Origin of the sequence: Photobacterium andalusiense, from assembly GCF_900185625.1 — a bacterium.
GTDB classification, from domain to species: domain Bacteria; phylum Pseudomonadota; class Gammaproteobacteria; order Enterobacterales; family Vibrionaceae; genus Photobacterium; species Photobacterium aquimaris.
In genome coordinates, this window is sequence record NZ_FYAJ01000002.1 from 295,266 (window position 1) to 313,377 (window position 18,112).

General features: G+C 35.9%; 18 protein-coding genes. 8 read left to right on the top strand and 10 right to left on the bottom strand.

The features are described 5' to 3' along the window. Positions 1-6: 6 nt before the first annotated feature. From PAND9192_RS06845 to fliB, 5 genes are all read right to left on the bottom strand, one after another. Positions 7-831 carry a manganese/iron ABC transporter ATP-binding protein gene (locus PAND9192_RS06845; protein WP_087853130.1) on the bottom strand — a complete coding sequence of 275 codons (825 nt, stop codon included), beginning with the start codon at positions 829-831 and terminating at the stop codon, positions 7-9. Continuing rightward, positions 831-1,682: a metal ABC transporter substrate-binding protein gene (locus tag PAND9192_RS06850; protein ID WP_087853531.1), complete on the bottom strand. Its 852-nt coding sequence runs from the start codon at positions 1,680-1,682 to the stop codon at positions 831-833. The genes PAND9192_RS06845 and PAND9192_RS06850 overlap by 1 nt, the downstream gene beginning before the upstream one ends. Before the next feature lie 198 nt (positions 1,683-1,880). Then, the gene (gene msrQ / locus PAND9192_RS06855) at positions 1,881-2,552 is read right to left on the bottom strand and encodes a protein-methionine-sulfoxide reductase heme-binding subunit MsrQ (protein WP_087853131.1); all 672 of its coding nucleotides are present in this window, start codon (positions 2,550-2,552) and stop codon (positions 1,881-1,883) included. After that, complete coding sequence (msrP, locus tag PAND9192_RS06860; protein WP_087853132.1) at positions 2,552-3,565, bottom strand: protein-methionine-sulfoxide reductase catalytic subunit MsrP; 1,014 nt, start codon at positions 3,563-3,565, stop codon at positions 2,552-2,554. Before msrP ends, msrQ begins: the two co-directional genes overlap by 1 nt. 118 nt (positions 3,566-3,683) lie before the next feature. Beyond that, positions 3,684-4,871 carry a flagellin lysine-N-methylase gene (gene fliB, locus PAND9192_RS06865; RefSeq protein WP_087853133.1) on the bottom strand — a complete coding sequence of 396 codons (1,188 nt, stop codon included), beginning with the start codon at positions 4,869-4,871 and terminating at the stop codon, positions 3,684-3,686. 200 nt (positions 4,872-5,071) lie between these two features. On the opposite strand from fliB, the gene PAND9192_RS06870 reads away from it, so the two are divergent. The 3 genes from PAND9192_RS06870 (at position 5,072) to PAND9192_RS06880 (ending at position 7,978) form a co-directional block, all read left to right on the top strand. Then, positions 5,072-5,557, top strand: coding sequence for a hypothetical protein (locus tag PAND9192_RS06870; RefSeq protein ID WP_087853134.1), 486 nt, complete (start codon positions 5,072-5,074; stop codon positions 5,555-5,557). 90 nt (positions 5,558-5,647) lie between these two features. After that, positions 5,648-6,781, top strand: a complete 1,134-nt coding sequence (locus tag PAND9192_RS06875; protein WP_087853135.1) for an acyl-CoA desaturase — start codon at positions 5,648-5,650, stop codon at positions 6,779-6,781. A 291-nt stretch (positions 6,782-7,072) separates the two neighbouring features. Continuing rightward, entirely contained in the window at positions 7,073-7,978 is a 906-nt protein-coding gene (locus PAND9192_RS06880) for a L,D-transpeptidase family protein (protein ID WP_087853136.1), read from the top strand. Between the two features lie 283 nt (positions 7,979-8,261). On the opposite strand, the gene PAND9192_RS06885 is transcribed toward PAND9192_RS06880, so the two are convergent. The 4 genes from PAND9192_RS06885 to PAND9192_RS06900 form a co-directional block, all read right to left on the bottom strand. Further along, positions 8,262-8,525 (bottom strand): Lpp/OprI family alanine-zipper lipoprotein, encoded by a 264-nt coding sequence (locus PAND9192_RS06885; RefSeq protein ID WP_036790326.1) that lies wholly within the window; start codon positions 8,523-8,525, stop codon positions 8,262-8,264. A 438-nt stretch (positions 8,526-8,963) separates the two neighbouring features. Continuing rightward, entirely contained in the window at positions 8,964-9,578 is a 615-nt protein-coding gene (locus PAND9192_RS06890; RefSeq protein WP_087853137.1) for an SCO family protein, read from the bottom strand. A gap of 177 nt (positions 9,579-9,755) precedes the next feature. Continuing rightward, positions 9,756-10,676 carry a polyprenyl-phosphate transporter gene (locus PAND9192_RS06895; RefSeq protein WP_087853138.1) on the bottom strand — a complete coding sequence of 307 codons (921 nt, stop codon included), beginning with the start codon at positions 10,674-10,676 and terminating at the stop codon, positions 9,756-9,758. A 200-nt stretch (positions 10,677-10,876) separates the two neighbouring features. Then, complete coding sequence (locus PAND9192_RS06900; RefSeq protein WP_087853139.1) at positions 10,877-11,563, bottom strand: hypothetical protein; 687 nt, start codon at positions 11,561-11,563, stop codon at positions 10,877-10,879. 840 nt (positions 11,564-12,403) lie between these two features. Here PAND9192_RS06900 and PAND9192_RS06905 point away from each other — a divergent pair. Further along, positions 12,404-12,823, top strand: coding sequence for an NADH:ubiquinone oxidoreductase (locus tag PAND9192_RS06905; RefSeq protein ID WP_087853140.1), 420 nt, complete (start codon positions 12,404-12,406; stop codon positions 12,821-12,823). A gap of 104 nt (positions 12,824-12,927) precedes the next feature. On the opposite strand, the gene nagA is transcribed toward PAND9192_RS06905, so the two are convergent. After that, positions 12,928-14,061: an N-acetylglucosamine-6-phosphate deacetylase gene (gene nagA, locus PAND9192_RS06910; RefSeq protein ID WP_087853141.1), complete on the bottom strand. Its 1,134-nt coding sequence runs from the start codon at positions 14,059-14,061 to the stop codon at positions 12,928-12,930. A 559-nt stretch (positions 14,062-14,620) separates the two neighbouring features. On the opposite strand from nagA, the gene PAND9192_RS06915 reads away from it, so the two are divergent. From PAND9192_RS06915 to PAND9192_RS06930, 4 genes are all read left to right on the top strand, one after another. Then, a complete protein-coding gene (locus tag PAND9192_RS06915) occupies positions 14,621-15,382 on the top strand; it encodes a hypothetical protein (RefSeq protein WP_087853142.1) in 762 nt (253 codons plus the stop codon). Between the two features lie 246 nt (positions 15,383-15,628). Next, positions 15,629-16,315 carry a VC0807 family protein gene (locus PAND9192_RS06920; RefSeq protein ID WP_087853143.1) on the top strand — a complete coding sequence of 229 codons (687 nt, stop codon included), beginning with the start codon at positions 15,629-15,631 and terminating at the stop codon, positions 16,313-16,315. A 159-nt stretch (positions 16,316-16,474) separates the two neighbouring features. After that, positions 16,475-16,957: a hypothetical protein gene (locus PAND9192_RS06925; protein WP_087853144.1), complete on the top strand. Its 483-nt coding sequence runs from the start codon at positions 16,475-16,477 to the stop codon at positions 16,955-16,957. Between the two features lie 232 nt (positions 16,958-17,189). Continuing rightward, positions 17,190-18,104 carry a cation diffusion facilitator family transporter gene (locus PAND9192_RS06930; RefSeq protein ID WP_087853145.1) on the top strand — a complete coding sequence of 305 codons (915 nt, stop codon included), beginning with the start codon at positions 17,190-17,192 and terminating at the stop codon, positions 18,102-18,104. Positions 18,105-18,112: the final 8 nt, after the last annotated feature.

The window sequence follows — 18,112 nt, forward strand, 5'->3', positions numbered from 1 at the left end:
AATTCCTTAACTATTGCCGTACATAACAATAGGGCGTTTATGATCAGACAATACGTTTACTTGACGTTGATCATCATCGTGATGAAGATCTTTTCCACCTAAAATGAAATGCCTTAGTACACCGCCAAATGCCAGTTTAAGGTTATCAGGCGTGAAAATATCTTTTGTTAACCCAGAGGCCAAAATTGTTTTGTTTATCAAAATAGTACGGTCACAAAAATCTGGTACGCTACCTAAGTTATGGGTAGAAACTAACATCACTTTACCTTCGTCACGCAGCGTGCGTAGTAATGCCATGATTTGCTCTTCAGTTTGTACATCAACGCCAGTAAAGGGCTCATCAAGTAGAATAACGTTACTTTCTTGGGCTAGTGCTCGCGCAAGAAAGACGCGCTTTCGCTGTCCACCTGAAAGTTCACCAATTTGACGTTTTCGATAAGGCAGCATGTTGACTCGATCTAATGCTGCTGTAACTTGTTGATGATCAACTGTACGAGGAATGCGAAACATATTCATATAGCCATAACGCCCCATCATGACCACATCTTCAACCAGAACGGGAAAATTCCAGTCTATTTCTTCACTTTGTGGTACATAGGCGACAATGTTTTGCTTCAAAGCACGTTTAGCCGCTATGTCCATAATGCTGACAGTCCCTTGGCTAACAGGAACAAACCCCATAATTGACTTAAATAGCGTTGATTTTCCGCTACCGTTAACGCCAACCAAGGCTGCTATTGAGCCTGATGGAACAGTAAAGCTGGCATTGTGAAGTGCAGTGTGGCCATTACGGTAGGTAACAGTGATGTTATCGACGTTTAATCCAGACATTATTGACTTAGTCCTTGTGCAATAGTGGTCGAGGTTACAGCTAATAAATCGAGGTACGTTGGCACGGGGCCTGTGTTATTAGTTAATGAATCGACATATAACACGCCAGCATAGTGCGCCCCTGTTTCTCTAGCGACCTGTTTTGCAGGTTTGGCTGATACCGTACTTTCGCTAAAAACAGCATTTATATTATGAGCGCGAACTTGGTCTATCACATGGCGAACTTGCTGTGGTGTGCCTTGTGCATCGGCATTGATTGGCCATAAGAACAGTTCATTAAGATTAAAATCACGCGCTAAATAGCTAAATGCACCTTCGCTGGTGACTAACCAGCGTTTAGATGGTGGTACTTGGTCGATTTGAGCACGAATAGGCTCAATCGTTTGTTGAATTTGTTGTTTATACGCAGCTGCATTACGGTTATAAGTTGCGGCGTTTTTAGGATCTAATTTAACCAATGCTTGTCGAATATTTTCGACGTAAATAATGCCATTTTTTGGTGACATCCAGGCATGAGGGTTGGGCTTACCATCATAAGGACCTTGAGTGATATTTAACGGTGAAATATTGGTTGAAACCACAACTGAAGGCACATCGTGCAAGTTGTGAAAAAATTTCTCAAACCATAATTCAAGATTAAGACCGTTATATAAAATTAAATCAGCGCCTTGCGCACGTCGAATATCACCAGGAGTAGCTTGGTAATTATGAATTTCAGCATTAGGTTTCGTGATTGAAGTAACGGTAGCTGCATCACCAGCAACATTTTGTGCCATATCAGCAATGATAGTAAAGGTGGTAACGACTTTAAATTTATCGCTGGCATGGGCACTAGTACTAATACCAAGCATGGACAGTGAAAGTGTGATTATAGAAAGTGATGTTGAAAATGAAGGTGTTAAAAAGTTGATCACTGAGCTGTCCCTATATGAAGATCAAATGTCTAAATAGAGTTATAACAAAGCAAGCCAATAGATGCAAATAATTCTCATTTGCATCTATTGGTTAAAATAAGTAAAGCATAATCTTGGTTGTAATACTCGTGAGAGTTAGCGATAGAATGTTTTCGAGATCGGCTTAACAGGGGATATGATATTTTTTTTTGCAAGCCAAGTTGTTAGCTTTTGTTTACGGCAATAGAGTAAAAAGAGGCAAATAAGTAGGTAAAAAGTGGGTTCAACAAGACCTGATTTTACCGACCAATAGTAATGAATTGGACTTAATAACAACGTAAGATAAACCCAATTATGTAGTTTTTGCCAAGACTTACCTAAACGGCGTTGTGCTGACTTTGTGGATGTTAACGCAAGCAATAACAGAATAATCCAACTTACCGCCCCAATCGCAAGATAAGGACGTTTAACAATTTCACTGCCTAATAGTGCCCAATCAAAATTAAGGTCAAGTGCAAGATAGGCACTAAGATGTAATGCAACCCAGAAGAAAGTATATAGTCCGAGTAGTCGTCTTAGGCGAATTAATCCGCCTTGCTTATATCGCTTCGCCAGTGGTGATAATAATAAGGTCAGGATTAGCGTATTTAATCCTGCTTTGCCTGTGAAATGTTCAATACCTTTGATGGGATCTGCACCAAAGCCACCATTAAGTGTGTTATAAACCAACAGCGCAACAAATAATAATGAAATAGCATGAATAACGACTTTAATCATCAAAATATGTGTGGGCGTAAGACGGTATGGTTGAACATTTCGAGTAAGCATTAATAATTCCTTTTTAAATCCATGCCTTGGTATAGCGAAGCGACTTCTTCTGCATAACCATTAAACATCTGTGTCGGTTGACGGCGACTACTAAATACATTGCCTTGACCGATAAAGCGTTCACTTGCTTGGCTCCAACGAGGATGATCAACATTAGGATTAACATTAGCATAAAACCCATATTCACTAGCAGCAAGGCGGTTCCATGTTGTTGGTGGCTGTTGATCGGTTAAGTGAATTCGCACAATAGATTTAATACTTTTGAAACCATATTTCCAAGGCACAACCAAGCGTAACGGCGCACCGTTTTGTGGGGCTAATGTTTTGCCATATAAACCTACTGAGATCATTGTCAGTGGATGCATTGCCTCATCAATACGTAGACCTTCTACATAAGGGTATTCGATCCCACCGCCAAGACGCGATGAGGCTTGGCCTGGCATCTGTTTAGGATCGTATAGAGTTTCAAAAGCAACATATTTTGCTCGTTGCTGCGGATCTGCTTTTTTAATGATGTCGCGTAAACTAAAACCGATCCATGGAATATTCATTGACCAGGCTTCAACACAGCGGAGACGATATATACGTTCTTCTAAGGTAAATTGATTAAATAAGTCATCGTAATCAAGGCTAAAGGGCTTATTTACCATTCCATCAATAGTGACCTTCCACGGATCAGTGATAAACTTCTCTGCCCGTATAGCAGGGGATGATTTATCGGTACCAAATTCGTAAAAATTATTGTAGTGAAGTACTTTATCTTCAGGTGTCAGCGACAATGTTGAGTTCGAGAGTGATGACGGTTTGCCGCTAAGTTGGCGACGATGATCAACAGCTTGTTCTTCTGTCGATGAGATAAAATCAAACAAGCCAGCATGGGCATTAGTTGATAGCGGCAAGCCAACAGCTGCAATACCTAATTTCTTCAAAATATCTCGGCGTTGGTGATACACCGATTCAGGGGTGATGTCGCTTTCACGTAAATCCCATTTATTTGTGTTCTTAATTAGCATATGTTTCTGTCCTGATAATCGGTACTAATAAATAGACCTACTGAGTACCGATTATCTTTCACAGAAAAAGAAGAATTTTAAATTAATGCTAATTATTTACGCTAATAAATAGTAATTTTTAGTGTGTTTTGATTAGCATTAATGAAAGTAGATTTTCATCTGTGGCCACTTCATTTCTAATCATTTTGATATTATTAATATAATCTTTATTATGGCTACGAATGCGATGATAGGTTTGTACCACTAAAATTACATCATCATCCGTTAATGGGCGCATAGAAGCTAATGCTGATAGTGCACCACGAATGATGAAAAAATCACTGATTAAATCATTGAATACTTGCTGCATAGATTTTGACGGGAAGTCATTTTGGTAAAATACATAAATAATGTAGTTAATCCAAATGTGACTATTCTTAGCAAAGTATTCTCGGTAGTGATTGTTGAAGCCATGTTGAAGGATTTTGTTTTGTTTATGGCTATCACTATTGGCAAGGCTTAGTGCTTTAATTAGTTGCTGGTGTAGTGAATTAAAACGTGTATACGCTACTTTGAAATTACGAGTTGATTCAAGATTTATACGGAAGTTAAAAAATTTAATCAATAGACCCGCATAAATATCAGATGAAGTATGTTGCTCACGGTATAGTTTATCGAAGTTACTATTATTAATTTCTTCGCAACATAGCAGTAGCCTTTTGTGTAATTCTTCTGTGTTATCTTTATGAGGCTCAATTAAACGTAATGTCATTCCTATGTAAAAAAGACGTTGCTCTAAACTAATGTTATTTAGAAAAAGAATGTCGACGAGAAACTGTTGAACCTCAGAATGCCAATTAGGGCGAGTATAGTTGTTAGCCTTAAATGCATCGTTAGTTGTATTTTCTTGATGAAATTGCATGGATACAGGGTTAAGCAATACTTGTCTTGCAGCTTCTGGGCAAGACAAAGATAAATTATGTTCTTTCTTATTGCCGCGGATTGTAGAAATACGAGGGTAGGATTGACATGTTTGTGATAAACGTCTGTGACCATGCTCTTTATGTACTTCACACAGCCCACTTTCTTCACGGAAAGGGCAAATACCTTCACTATCAAGACTGATTTTTGCATAATAAGGGGATGCATCACCCTTAGTTCGCATAATTAGAGCTGCTGATTTTACTTTTAATGAACTCTTTTGCGTCATGAATTGATACGTTGATTTATCTATTGAGATATCCCAACTATGACAACAGTGATCTTCACATTTATCGGCAATGCACGAGAAATTTTTGATGTATTCAGGAGTGATGATTGCTCTCATATATTTAAATTTTGAATCTTTATTGGAAGTATTATTATCATGTTATGTGCAATTAATGACGATGCAATACTCTATGTACCATACTGGTACTATCTTCACAGAATGAATATATACTTGTAAAAATTCTGGCCATAGAATTAGCGGCGTTATCGGTATATTCTGTGTAGACTACGCCATCTATAAATTTTGTTAGGATTGCTATGAGCGCAGTTAATCAATTTAATGCAGGTATTGAATTACAGCATATTTACCTCGAAGTGTATTCTGAGCGTTATAGCCATTTACGGACATTTTTAGAAGCTTATTATTGTTACCAACATGGGTTAGTGACTCAACAAGGAAAACCTGATTGGATACAAATTTTTAATGTGGGTAAACGAACCGTTGCTGCTGCGCATATTCAGGAACGGAAATTGCTTGTTAGAGAGATGATGATGCCATTATCGGTGATTATAGGGCATTTTAAAGCACGAGTACGCGATGATGAAGCAACGATTGAAAGTATTAAAACTATTATTGATGATCATCTTGAATACGTCATCATGACACGGGATGAACACCATGCATTAATAAAAGCAGGGGTAAAAGAGACGATGCCAGCAAGTTATTATCAACCATTACATAACGATTACCGTCGTGTTAATGCACGCTTTGATGCGGCTGGAATCACATTATTGATGTTGTAATAACGGTTTATGTTGTTGGTTAGTTGAATCACCCTAAGTGCTCAGTATAATCTAGCTTACATGTGTACGCTGAAAATAAGGTGAAAAAGGATGATACCTCAACAGCAAAAACCGCCAATTATTTGGTTGAACGTGGCTCTATTTACACTGACATTTGCTATTGCAGTTATTGGTGTTCCACTCTACCTCTATTTTTATCACCTTGATGCTGCGCTTATCGTAATGACAGTAGCGGCATTTTGTTACTGCGGTATGTCAATTACTGCGGGTTATCATCGTTTATGGGCACATCAAAGCTATCAAGCAAATCGCTTTTTGCGACTGATATTCGCTCTTGGCGGCGCATTTGCGTTGCAAAATAGTATTTTACATTGGTGTTCTGACCATCGCGTACATCATCGCCATGTGGATAATAATCTTAAAGATCCCTATTCAGCTAAAATGGGGTTCTTTTATAGCCATATTGGTTGGATGCTACGACACTATCAAGCTAGTCGTTATCACGATTATTCAAATTGTTCTGATTTACAATATGATCCTATTGTCGTTTGGCAGCATAAATATTACTTCTTGCTAGCGGCTATGATGAATATTGGCATACCTGTCATTATCGGATTGCTACTTGGCAATGTGTGGGGTGCATTACTGTTTATTGGCGTATTACGGTTGGTGTTAAGCCATCATACGACATTTTTTATTAACTCATTAGCGCATAAATGGGGTTCTCAGCCTTATACCGATAGGAATACAGCCCGTGATAATGGTGTAATTGCATGGTTAACATTTGGTGAGGGATATCATAATTATCACCATATTTTTGAGAATGATTATCGCAACGGTATTCGCTGGTGGCAGTTTGATCCAACTAAATGGTTAATCAAGAGTTGCTCATGGTTAGGATGGACGACCAATCTAAAAGTCACTTCTGCTGATAGAATTGAGAAAACACGCACGAAAATGGAATTTATGCGATTGCAATATCAATTTAAAACATTACCAAATAACAGTGCGCGTTTATTGCAATTACAATATGAGTATGAAGCTCTAATTAGTAAAATTTCTGATTATTATCAAGTGAAGAAACGTCTGATCGATTTGCGGCAACAGAAATTAGCCAATGATTATGAGAATTTTGAATTTATGCAACAATATGAATCGATTAGACAGAAATTAAACCAACAACGTCGTGATTGGAAATATTTAGTACAACAATATCCCGTTTAATAGTAAATAAACGTTATTGAGCTGTTAGGTCTTACCAAGATTTAACAGCTCTTTTTTATTAACGGTTATAATTATATAGCGTCATTATGCTGTTAGTTAGCATGTTACTATTTATATTATTGTAGATTTACTGTTAGCGATAAGCTAGTAGATTAAAATGATATCAAGTAGTATGGCAGCAGAGCTTAAAAGCACATGTAATAATTAAATATAGTTATTATGTGCATAATTAATTATAGCGTTTTGCATCCATGATTATATGTTTGTAAAATCTTAACCGGAGATATTGTCGTGTACCGCGCATTACTTTTGTCACTCACATGTTTAGCCTCATCCGCAGCGCATGCAATTGAATATAAACTACCTAGCGATGGTAGTAACATCGTTGGTACAACCGAATATTATGAAGTAAAACAAGGTGATAGTCTTTCTGATATTGCAAATAAATATAACGTAGGTTTTCTTGGTATGATGGCTGCTAATAAAGGCGTAGATCCATTTTTACCTAAGCCTGGAAAATTATTACAAATACCGACCCAAGTTATACTGCCTGATGTTGCCCATAAAGGTATTGTGGTAAACCTTGCTGAATTACGCCTTTACTATTTTCCTAAAAATGATGCCTCTATTGTTTATGTTTTTCCTATTGGTATTGGTCGAGTAGGTCGTGATACACCCAATATGACCACAACTATCAATGAAAAAGTAAAAAATCCAACCTGGACACCACCTGCATCAATTCGAAAAGAGCATGCAGCAAAAGGCGATATTTTACCTGCTGTTGTGCCTGCAGGTCCTGATAACCCATTAGGTGACTATAAAATGCGACTTGCTTATGGTCATGGCGAATACCTCATTCATGGTACTAATAAAGATTTTGGTATCGGTATGCGTGTTAGTGGGGGTTGTATTCGTATGAACCCTTGGGATGTAGAATGGTTGTTCCCACAAGTTCCTCTTGGTACGCAAGTTCAAATTATCAATCAGCCCGTAAAGACATCTCGTGTTACAGATGGTGAATTGATTGTTGAAGTGCATGCACCATTATCTAAAGATGAGTCTCAGGTTGGTGTTAAGCAGAGTGTAGAAGCGCCAAAAGCATTACTGAATGATATTGAAGGTGACACTAAGGCATTACAACGACTGAATGCTGAACTAGATAAGCAATCGGGTTTACCTGTTATTTTAAAATCATAGCTAAGCCTTAGATTGTTATTCTAATAATAAACGAGATATAACTATCTCGTTTTTTTTGCATGCGTATTTAGCATCACAATGAAATTGATCATTATTATTATAATAGTGTATTAGTAGCGAAGGTATAATTGTGAACTGTCGTTGTTTTTTATTCGATCTAATATGATAGATGTTTAAAAGTAGAAGTATAAAGCGGGACGGTAATTACGGGTAATAAAAATAATTATAAATAAAAAGAGACGGCCTGAGCCATCTCTTTAGGTATTTTACGACTAAATATAGATTACTTAGTGTATGAACCAGCAATGTTATCAATACGCTTATTAGCACGCATTGCTTCTTGGTATGCTGCGTCAGATGCTGCGCGTGAGTCATTTACTGCGCCTACGATTTGGTCTTGTTGACCTTGTAGTGCACTAACTTGCTCAGACAATGTGTCAACTTTGTTAGTTAGTTGCTGCATTTGACTTACTTCATCAGAGCTAGAACAACCTACAAGTGAAGCACTTAGTAAAACACCAGCTAAGATAGATACAGTACGTTTCATTTTTATATAATCTCCATATTGATTTAGCCACTACAACTGTTGAATAAAGTTTGAGTTGGCAAATTCATTATGGCATAACTTATTATAATTGCTCATTAAATTTTTTTGGCTAAGAAAAAAAAATCTGATTAATATCTCGTTTTTGAATAAAAAAACTACATATTTAACCGTTTTTTTGCATTTATATTTAATTAGAAAGGAGCATAAACCCGCTTAATATAAGGAGTTATAAGTAATTTCTTGTTTTTAGTAATAGATAAAGTCAGGGCAATGTAAAATTTTGCGAATACTCAAATAAGTAACACAATTGATTAAAAAATAAACAAAAAAAGAGGTAGTAAAAATATTTGATAACTTATTACTAATAGTAAAGAAAAAAGAAATTATTAATTATTAAATACCTTAATATGCGTCACGTATAATATGTGTGTTTGGCTATTAGTTCATCTCTATTATTTCGTTGTTTGTTATCTCAGCAGTTATTGTTGGTATTGTTGCAATTAATTGAGAGGGGTTAGCTAAGTGAGGCAGCTTTTTAATTAGATCTCCATTTGGTTTTAAAAAATAAAAATAAGAGTTGTGATCTATAACGTATTTTATTGTTGAATTTTCTAAGATGTTTTTAATATAAAGCACACCATATGTATCAGCTAATGCTTTAATTTGTTGTTCTGTTCCGGTTGCCCCTGTAATTGTATTATCAAAATGAGCGGCATATTGTGCACTTATCGCGGCAGTATCACGGCTTGGATCAAGAGAGATAAAAACAGGCCATAATTGCTCTCGTTGTTGTTGCGGAAGCGCTTTTAAAGCCGCTGACAATACAGCTAATGACGTTGGGCATACATCTGGACATTGTGTGTAACCAAAATAGACTAAACGTATACGCTTATCTTCAGGGTCAAATAAATCGATAGCCTGTGTACCCGATTCTAAAAAATTCATTGGGTAATAAGGTTCGCGAGTCACGTCAGGATCGTTACTATCCATCATGTAACTGGTAAATAGTCCTGCAACTAAAGCAAGAGCAAGAATAATCCATTGGTATTTCATTTATTCATCCTTAAATATTCCCTAATAATTTCGTTGGGATAAGCTAATTATGAATAGAGATGTCTATAAAAGGTAGGTGTGAAGTAATTTTTTGTGATGTTGCTACATTGATAGTAAGAAACACCCCAAAAAAAAGCAGCCACGGGGGCTGCTTTGATATGTTGTTTGAACTGATAATTAGTCGTTGTTACGTTCAGCGTATTTTTCAAGACCCCATACTACAGCGAGTCCTAAAATCATCGCAAAGATGGCATAGCCTAATAACGCAGGGTGGCCTGTAACATGCTCATAGTTTAATGGTGAAAGATTATGTTCAATAAGTGGTACTTGCTCACCATGTGAGTTTGTACGCCACGAAATAACCTCTTTCCACGGCCAAATTTTACTTAAAGTTCCAATCATTAAACCAGTAAGGAATGTAAGTGCAATATCACGGTAGTTACGTAATACCCATGATAATACATGAGAAAATGTTAGTAGTCCTAGTACACAACCGATAGCAAAAATACCTAGAGTCACGACATCAACTGATTTTGCAGCAGCTAGAATAGGCGCGTACATACCAAGTAGTAGTAAAATAAAGCTACCAGATATGCCTGGAAGAATCATTGCACAAATCGCAATCGCACCGGCAATAAGAAGATTTAATGGTGTAGGATCCATTGCAACAGGGTGAAGAACGGTAATACCGTAAGCAAAGCCAACACCGATGGCAATTGAAATAATGCGCCCAATGTTCCATTTTTCGACTTGTTTAAGCATGTGAATCACAGATATTATGATTAAGCCAAAGAAGAACGACCATAATGGAATTGGGTGGGTATGTAGCATCCAAGTGATAAATTTAGCGAGGGTAAAGACACTCGTTAAAATACCACCAAAGAGACAGATTAAAAACGTGCCATTAACGTGCTCAAAGGCAGCTTTAATGCCACCTTTGCGGATCACCCCGATTAAACTTGGGTTGATACGACGAATACTTTCAAGCAACGTATCGTAAATGCCTGTAATGAAGGCGATAGTGCCACCTGACACTCCAGGAACAACATCAGCTGCGCCCATTGCCATGCCTTTTAAGAAGGTTGATATTTTACTCATTGGATTCCGTAACAGTGATAGCTGAATAATTTAGATTGTGCATTATACAGCGAACGATTAAAAACCACTATAAAATCATAAGTATAGTATTTACTTATGACTAACAAAAGAAACATACGAATAGTGGATAGTCTTTAATTTATTATGGTGCCATAACGTATAAATAATGGTGTTTTATTTATGTCAGATTAGTGTGTTAGTTAATCTGCGGTTAAGGTTGTTTGTAACATCGACTCTGCTAATAGGACAAAACGTTGGCAAGGTTGTGGGTCAAAATGCACCGTAAAAGCTGATGTGGCGATAATATCTAATAATTTATCTTCAGCTTGCTGTTTTATAGCGAGTCGGTGCTCGGTATTAAAGTAATCGAAAATCGGTGAAACTAACGCGTTATCTATCTGTTGTAATGCGTAATAGCATTGATTAATCGCAATATTATTAGTAATTAAGGTTAGTGCAGTTATGGATGGTATACGTTCATCTTGATAATAACTCGTTGCTAATCTGTCCCAATGTGCAGCCGCTAATATTCCCATCGCGATGTATTCCGGCCGTTGGTATTGGTTGAGTAAGCGTCGTTCATAGTCATCCCTTATATTGTTATTGTTAATATCAATGCCAATATCGTAATTAGAGATTAACGATGGTGTTGAATTTGACGGTGTATCAAAAGGACGAGGGACCTGACTACTACTTACGTCTGTTAAGGCTAGTATTTTTAACGCATGATACTCATTAAGAGGAAGATCAACCGTTTGCTGGCTTATAGGTTCGGGTGATAATTTAATGACAGCTTTTATCGGTGTGGCTACTGCCATTGCCATTGTTAAGCTTGCAGTAATAGCAAAAAAACAACCTAAAAAGTGATGTGAAAAAAGTAAATACATATAATTTATAACACGAGCAATAGAGTATTAAGTATCTGAATTATTATCATAAATTACAATTTTATTCAGTTATTATGTGATAGCTATTGAATTACTATGTCGATATCACTGTTACAGAACAACGTTAACAAACGATGACTCGTAATATTAAAAAATAGATTCATCAATCTATTGGGTGAATATCTATATCATATTCAACATTCAGCAGTATGTTGTTCAGCTAATATTTAGTATTGATTGTTATACTATCGTCATAGAAACAAAGACTTAATTCCTCAGGCTTACTATAAAAGCAGATGGTATTAATTAACTGCAATAAGTTACAGTGTAACTGAATTAGTGGTGTAATGTGCCAAAACATATCTTTGAATTATTATTGACAGTAGGGGCGATAGTACTTGCTGTCAGTATATTTATGCTCATCGTTATTCATTAGTTTCTGAAACCACTATAGGTAGATAATACTTGTAGTGGTTTTTTACATTTAAAAATAAATTGTGATAATAGCTTAATTCCCGATCAAATAGTGATTACTTGGCATTGTTTGTGGGTGTTTGTTATATAAAGTACTTATTACGGATGATTTGCAGGATTAATCGCTATAAAACATGTTTTTTTCAGGTGGTGAGATTTGTTGCTATTAACTGTTTTGTCACTCGATTTATTAACTATAATTATTTAATAACAATACATTAGGTTATTATTTTTAATTAGCACCGACACCGTTTCATAAGTGGAATCTTTTACTCCATATATACAATGCGGCTTCTAGATGAGAAAATACCTTCAGAGACTACATTTAAGCATTTTGTAGATAGTGCATGCAGAGAGAGAATAAATATGATATTTGGGTTGATTATGTTGTTATCCGTAGTAGCAGGAATACTGTCAGGTGAGCATTTTCATTCATTTATGGCAGGTTTTGGTATTGCAGCAGTCGCGATAGGAACTGCTTATTGGTTAGCTTTTCGTACAACCCGTTATCCACAACTCGCACTATTGATGTTGCTTGTTGCGATGGCGGCAAAATTAGCGATTACTGTAACGGGAGTAGTGTGGGTAGTTAAAGCTGGCGTACTCAGCTCACCCTTTGTGTTCTCATTGTCTTATCTATTTTTCTCTATCGTGGTGAGTTACGCTTACTTTAAATTACGTGAATATCAAATGTCTGTAGTAGCAAAACGTAATACTGTTGTATTTTCTACACCAATTCAGCCTTCATCAACAGTTGTTACATCAGCAATGACCGCGAAGATTTAAGTAAGATTATACTGATAGCATAAAAATCAAATAGTATGAAAAAGGCTGCCATTCACTTGAAGGCAGCCTTTTTATTACATTTATTATTAGAGAGTTAACCTAAATTAGAATGCCTTTTTACCCATTTGGTAAACGTGCTTAACTTGGTTATCATCTGAAAGCAAAGTAATATTTGCTTTATAACCTGCTTTTAAGAGACCGTATTCGTTATCAACTTTAATCGCTTTTGCTGGGTATAATGTTGCCATACGTAGTGCTTCTTCACGGCTAAGACCAACATGATCAATCAAGTTATTTAGACCTTGAATCATAGTAACGGCAGAGCCTGCGATAGTGCCATCTTTGTAATGACACTTACCATCAGTTACATAAGCATGTAGACCGGCCATATCAAACTCAGTCATATCTGTACCAGCTGGCGCTACAGCATCTGTTACCATAAATAGTTGTTCACCTAGAATCTCATGAGCGATACGAACTGATGGGAAAGAAGCATGAATACCGTCAACGATGATACCTGCATGTGGTTTTTTATCGAAGATGTAACCTACAACGCCTGGTTCACGAGAGCCAAGTGGTGTCATGGCATTATAAAGGTGAGTTGCCATAGTTAGACCTTCTTTTTCTGCAACTTGATCATAAGTTGCATTTGTGTGGCCTAATGACACAGTGATACCAGCATTACGCACAATATCGATAACTTCTTGTGCCGTATTTTCTGGTGCTACTGTTAGTACACAGATTTTATCTGCATTATCAGCTAAATATTGTGCCGTTTTTAGGTCTAATTCACGAATAAACTCTTCACGGTGTGCACCTTTCTTTTCGGTGCTGATGAAAGGGCCTTCTAGATGTAAACCAAGAACACCTTTTTGTGCTGGATCGTCAATAGCATCAACCATGTTAAGCACTTCAACCATTGATTCATGATCACTAGTAATAAAAGTCGGCAAAAACTGTGTTGTACCACTTTTTAAGTTTGCTTGATTCATGATATCTAATGTTTCTTTGCTAATAGCTGTATTCAGTAAAACACCACCACAACCATTTAGCTGTACATCAATAAAGCCTGCTGATGCTAATAAACCTTTAGCATCAAATGTTTCTGCTGGTAACTCAGTTGCTGAAACAGCTGACATTGGAACAATGCGTGAAATAATATCATTTTCAATAAAGATGGCTTGATTTTCTTGGATAGTTTTACCATCAAATACGTTAGTGTTAATAATTGCAAACATATGATTACTCACTTTAATTTTTATAGTCTGAACATTAATCAGCAGACAAAGTAGTGACTTTACTCTATGTCGAGTGGGACCTCATTCAGATGAGAGCGACACTGTGTAAATGATATATAGAGTACCGAATAATTGGTTTGAAATAAGATTTAACACTAGGTATAAAATCTTATTTCACTATAAAAAATAAGATACCTGTTTCAATCATCCTTCGTCAATCTTTTATCTGATTAATTAGTAAAATTTGTATGATTATCGCTTTTTTTTATCGATATGTCATACAAAAGCAAATTGTTGCTCTAGTGAATGATATTATTTACTAATTAATACTCTCAAATATACCTTATTGGTAAATATGTTGTGAAATATTGCTTTATAAAACTAATTAATTCGTAGGGTGATTTTTTTGGCGTCTAAATTTGTGTTTTTGCGTCAAGACTTTTGCACTCATTACTACAATTAGGCAAAATAGCCTTTTATTAAAATACGTTATGGCATTTTGAATTGGATTGGTTCTGTCAATGATGATGCTTAGAGTAAGACTGTATTAGGAGTCAAAATGCAGTGGAATGATTGGCTAATAGTGTTAGCAGATGTTCTAGCACAATTTGCGATAGGTGCGTTTATCATTATTGGTGGGGTAATGCTGTCGGGTAAATTATGTTTTGGGCAGCATGATCGTGTAATGAAGCTTCTGCCTTTAATCAGTTGGCTATTAATTGCTTCTTTATTAATTCGTGAAGCAACATTGATGATGCTATCAAGGATAAATGTAGCCAACTCTGGTGCAGTTGTGTTTGTATTAGTGTTTGTCGCGTTAACTTTAATTTATAGCTTATGTGAAAATCGTCTTATCGGTAAAGAAAGCGCTAGAAAAAGCATCGTTGTTATAATGCTGCTATGGAGTATTGCTTATATCATCGATATTTTAAGTTTTAGTGCTAATCACGGTAATATTGGTAATGTCATAATTATTATATTTAGTGTTGGTTTTGGTGGCAGTTTATTAGCACATGCAATGCTAGTAAAGGCACAGCATAAAGTTGATCCTCTAAACATCACTTTACCTGTCTTTGGTGCTTTTATCGCTGTTGTAGTACTGATTGTTGCAAGTTTAGATGTGGCAACGCTTATAGAACAAACACATCATGATATTCTATTGCCGTTTATCTGGCGTGTGATCAGCATTGGCTGCTTGCTAATAGCAACAGGGCTATGGTTAATGGCATTACTGACAAAAACCAAGCCAGTGTTATCGATGTTAGCATGCGCATGTACTTTGGCACTTATAGCAAGCTTAACCGCGAGCGGTAGTTTTTAGTCATTGTTAGCCATCGCTTTATCAATATGATGGTTATGTTTTTAATGGTTTGTAACGATATTGTTCTTTACAGTTATATTGATAAACGAAACAATCAAAGTAGATAAATAGCAGACTGTTAAGCTTTAACTAGAATTACTATGATACGAGCAATAAGTTTGGAAGTATTGTTTAGTATTAAGAGATATTGTCAGTGTATTAAGTGCAAAGTGACATAATTATAAATAAAGGAAATTATTAGAAATTATGGCTGAAAAGAAAACCAATCCGTTAAATGAAATTATTTTTAACGTCGTTGTTCCATCTATCATCTTAATGAAAATGAGTGGTGATGATCGTCTTGGTTCGGTAGGGGCGTTGCTGGTTGCTTTAGCTTTCCCTGTCGCATTTGGTGGCTATGAGTTACTAAAGAAGAAGAAATTCAATTTTATTGCGATACTTGGTATCGTCAGTGTGTTACTTACTGGCGGCATTGGGGTGTTAGAACTTGATACCCAATGGCTTGCTGTTAAAGAGGCGTTAATTCCTGGTATTATCGGTATTGTTGTTCTTGGTTCAACGTTTACTAAGTATCCTATTGTTACTAAAATGATTTTTAACGATAGTATTTTAAATTTAGGTCTTATTAAACAAAAATTAATGGAATCTAATCAGCAACATGCTTTTGATCGTTGCTTAGTTCAATCTAATTATTTATTTGCGAGTACTTTCGCTTTCTCATCAATAATGAATTATATTCTTGCTACCGTTATTGTTACGAGTCCAGCAGGAACTGAAGCATTTAACGAAGAGTTAGGGCGAATGACATTATTAAGTTATCCGGTTATTGCTATTCCATCAATGCTGATGATGATGGGAATATTTTATTTTGTCTGGCGTCAAATTCGCAAAATGACCAAACTTGAAACGGTGCAAATTTTTAAAACACAATAAAGAAAAGTGTTTTAAAACAAAATATAGCCAATAATGTTTGATAACATTATTGGCTTTTTTATACCTGAAAAATCTTAATTATAAGATATCTTGTAGAATTAAAGTGGTGCTACAACGAGTGCGCCATAATGATATTATTGTTTATTATTGGAGAGTAATATGAAGCCATTCCCGTTACTCTGCACATTGTTACTAACAATGGCATGTTCATCTGCGGATGTCGCAGAATTAAATCAAAATAATAGTATCGGTACTGGTGATATTCATTGTGATAATTATTTATCGCCCCAAAAACATGATTATTTTAATGATTTTATTGCTATGCAACTACAACAAGTTAATGAATTAGAAGGAGAGATAACCAAAGACAATATGAATGAGTTACATAAAGCATTATATCAATTTGAAGCATATTGGTTGACGTTGAAAGAGGCACGTTATGATGCTTGCCAACGTCATGCGAATTGTACTGCATTAGAACAGCAATATAATCGTCATATTGAGCGAAAGCCTCGGAATCGAATCTCTTCTTCATCGCAAATAATGTGTCAGAGAAGCAGTTTTGAATATGCTATTAGTCGCGTTAAAATGGTGACATTTTATACAGATGTTGAGCGTCTAGAGTTAATTCGACAAAAATAGCAGCTTTTCTTTTATAGTGAATATTAATTAACACTATGATTAATAATGACTTTGTTTTTTATTTTTTTGTTTGATTATAAATTCTTATCAACGACGATACTTAATTTGTATTAAATACTATATTTAATACAACAGTCATTATATCGTCGTTATCCATTTTAACTATATTTACGGCGTAACAATAATATACAACCTTAAAAATAATAAGGATATTGTCTTTTGGGAGGACATTATGGTTGCTTACCGTAAAGTTAGTAAAGAACGTGCAGCACTTAAATTATCGTTAGCGGGTACTGTTTTTGTGTCAATACTTGGTATTAGCTACGGGTTTTATGTTGGATCGAATGCAATTTTACTTGATGGTATGTTTTCATTGCTCAGTATGGGGATGACAGGGTTAAGTTTATATACCGCTTATTTGGTAAGTAAACCCGATGATGCACAATTTCAGTTTGGTTACGCACATTTAGAACCATTAATTAATGTTGTTAATGGCATAATGATTTTAGTTACTTGTGTATTTGCTTTTATTACAGGTATTCTTACAATTATGGATGGTGGTCATAATATTATACTGAAAGATGCACTTATTTATGCTGTGTTATCAACCATTAGCTGTTTTAGTATTTATGTAATTGAAAAGCACATTGCATCAAGTGTTGACTCAGAATTAGTACGAGTTGACTCTCAAGAATGGTTAATTGATGGCATTTTAAGTGCCGCTATTTTAATTGGTTTTATCTCTGTGATGATTTGTGATTGGTTAGGGTACAGTAAATGGAACGCCTATATTGATCCTATTTTAGTTACTACATTAGCTCTATTCGCCTCTATCTTACCAATTAAGGTTTTACGTCGAAATCTGAAAGAGGTGTTGCTTGTTGCTCCTCAGGATGGTGCTCAACGACATGTTGATCAAGTTATTGAAGCATTGTCCAAAGAGTATGGATTTGATGATTATACTCATCATTTTGCGAAAATAGGGCGACAGTACGATTTAGAGATAAATATTTTGGTGAAAGATGATTATAAATGGCCAACTAAGCGACAAGATTATATTCGTCAGCAACTATGGGATCGACTCTCTGATGAGTTAGGTGAAACATGGCTGTCTGTGAGCTTTACAGCACAAGAACGGTGGTTGTAGTCTATTTT

What these genes read in the sequence shown, in the direction of transcription:
- msrP (WP_087853132.1), bottom strand. Translation starts at nt 3,565, where the DNA reads ATGCTAATTAAGAACACAAATAAATGGGATTTACGTGAAAGCGACATC.
- PAND9192_RS06915 (WP_087853142.1), top strand. Translation starts at nt 14,621, where the DNA reads ATGCAGTGGAATGATTGGCTAATAGTGTTAGCAGATGTTCTAGCACAA.
- PAND9192_RS06900 (WP_087853139.1), bottom strand. Translation starts at nt 11,563, where the DNA reads ATGTATTTACTTTTTTCACATCACTTTTTAGGTTGTTTTTTTGCTATT.
- PAND9192_RS06925 (WP_087853144.1), top strand. Translation starts at nt 16,475, where the DNA reads ATGAAGCCATTCCCGTTACTCTGCACATTGTTACTAACAATGGCATGT.
- PAND9192_RS06850 (WP_087853531.1), bottom strand. Translation starts at nt 1,682, where the DNA reads ATGCTTGGTATTAGTACTAGTGCCCATGCCAGCGATAAATTTAAAGTC.
- PAND9192_RS06930 (WP_087853145.1), top strand. Translation starts at nt 17,190, where the DNA reads ATGGTTGCTTACCGTAAAGTTAGTAAAGAACGTGCAGCACTTAAATTA.
- PAND9192_RS06920 (WP_087853143.1), top strand. Translation starts at nt 15,629, where the DNA reads ATGGCTGAAAAGAAAACCAATCCGTTAAATGAAATTATTTTTAACGTC.
- PAND9192_RS06875 (WP_087853135.1), top strand. Translation starts at nt 5,648, where the DNA reads ATGATACCTCAACAGCAAAAACCGCCAATTATTTGGTTGAACGTGGCT.
- msrQ (WP_087853131.1), bottom strand. Translation starts at nt 2,552, where the DNA reads ATGCTTACTCGAAATGTTCAACCATACCGTCTTACGCCCACACATATT.
- PAND9192_RS06890 (WP_087853137.1), bottom strand. Translation starts at nt 9,578, where the DNA reads ATGAAATACCAATGGATTATTCTTGCTCTTGCTTTAGTTGCAGGACTA.
- fliB (WP_087853133.1), bottom strand. Translation starts at nt 4,871, where the DNA reads ATGAGAGCAATCATCACTCCTGAATACATCAAAAATTTCTCGTGCATT.
- PAND9192_RS06870 (WP_087853134.1), top strand. Translation starts at nt 5,072, where the DNA reads ATGAGCGCAGTTAATCAATTTAATGCAGGTATTGAATTACAGCATATT.
- PAND9192_RS06895 (WP_087853138.1), bottom strand. Translation starts at nt 10,676, where the DNA reads ATGAGTAAAATATCAACCTTCTTAAAAGGCATGGCAATGGGCGCAGCT.
- PAND9192_RS06885 (WP_036790326.1), bottom strand. Translation starts at nt 8,525, where the DNA reads ATGAAACGTACTGTATCTATCTTAGCTGGTGTTTTACTAAGTGCTTCA.
- PAND9192_RS06845 (WP_087853130.1), bottom strand. Translation starts at nt 831, where the DNA reads ATGTCTGGATTAAACGTCGATAACATCACTGTTACCTACCGTAATGGC.
- nagA (WP_087853141.1), bottom strand. Translation starts at nt 14,061, where the DNA reads ATGTTTGCAATTATTAACACTAACGTATTTGATGGTAAAACTATCCAA.
- PAND9192_RS06905 (WP_087853140.1), top strand. Translation starts at nt 12,404, where the DNA reads ATGATATTTGGGTTGATTATGTTGTTATCCGTAGTAGCAGGAATACTG.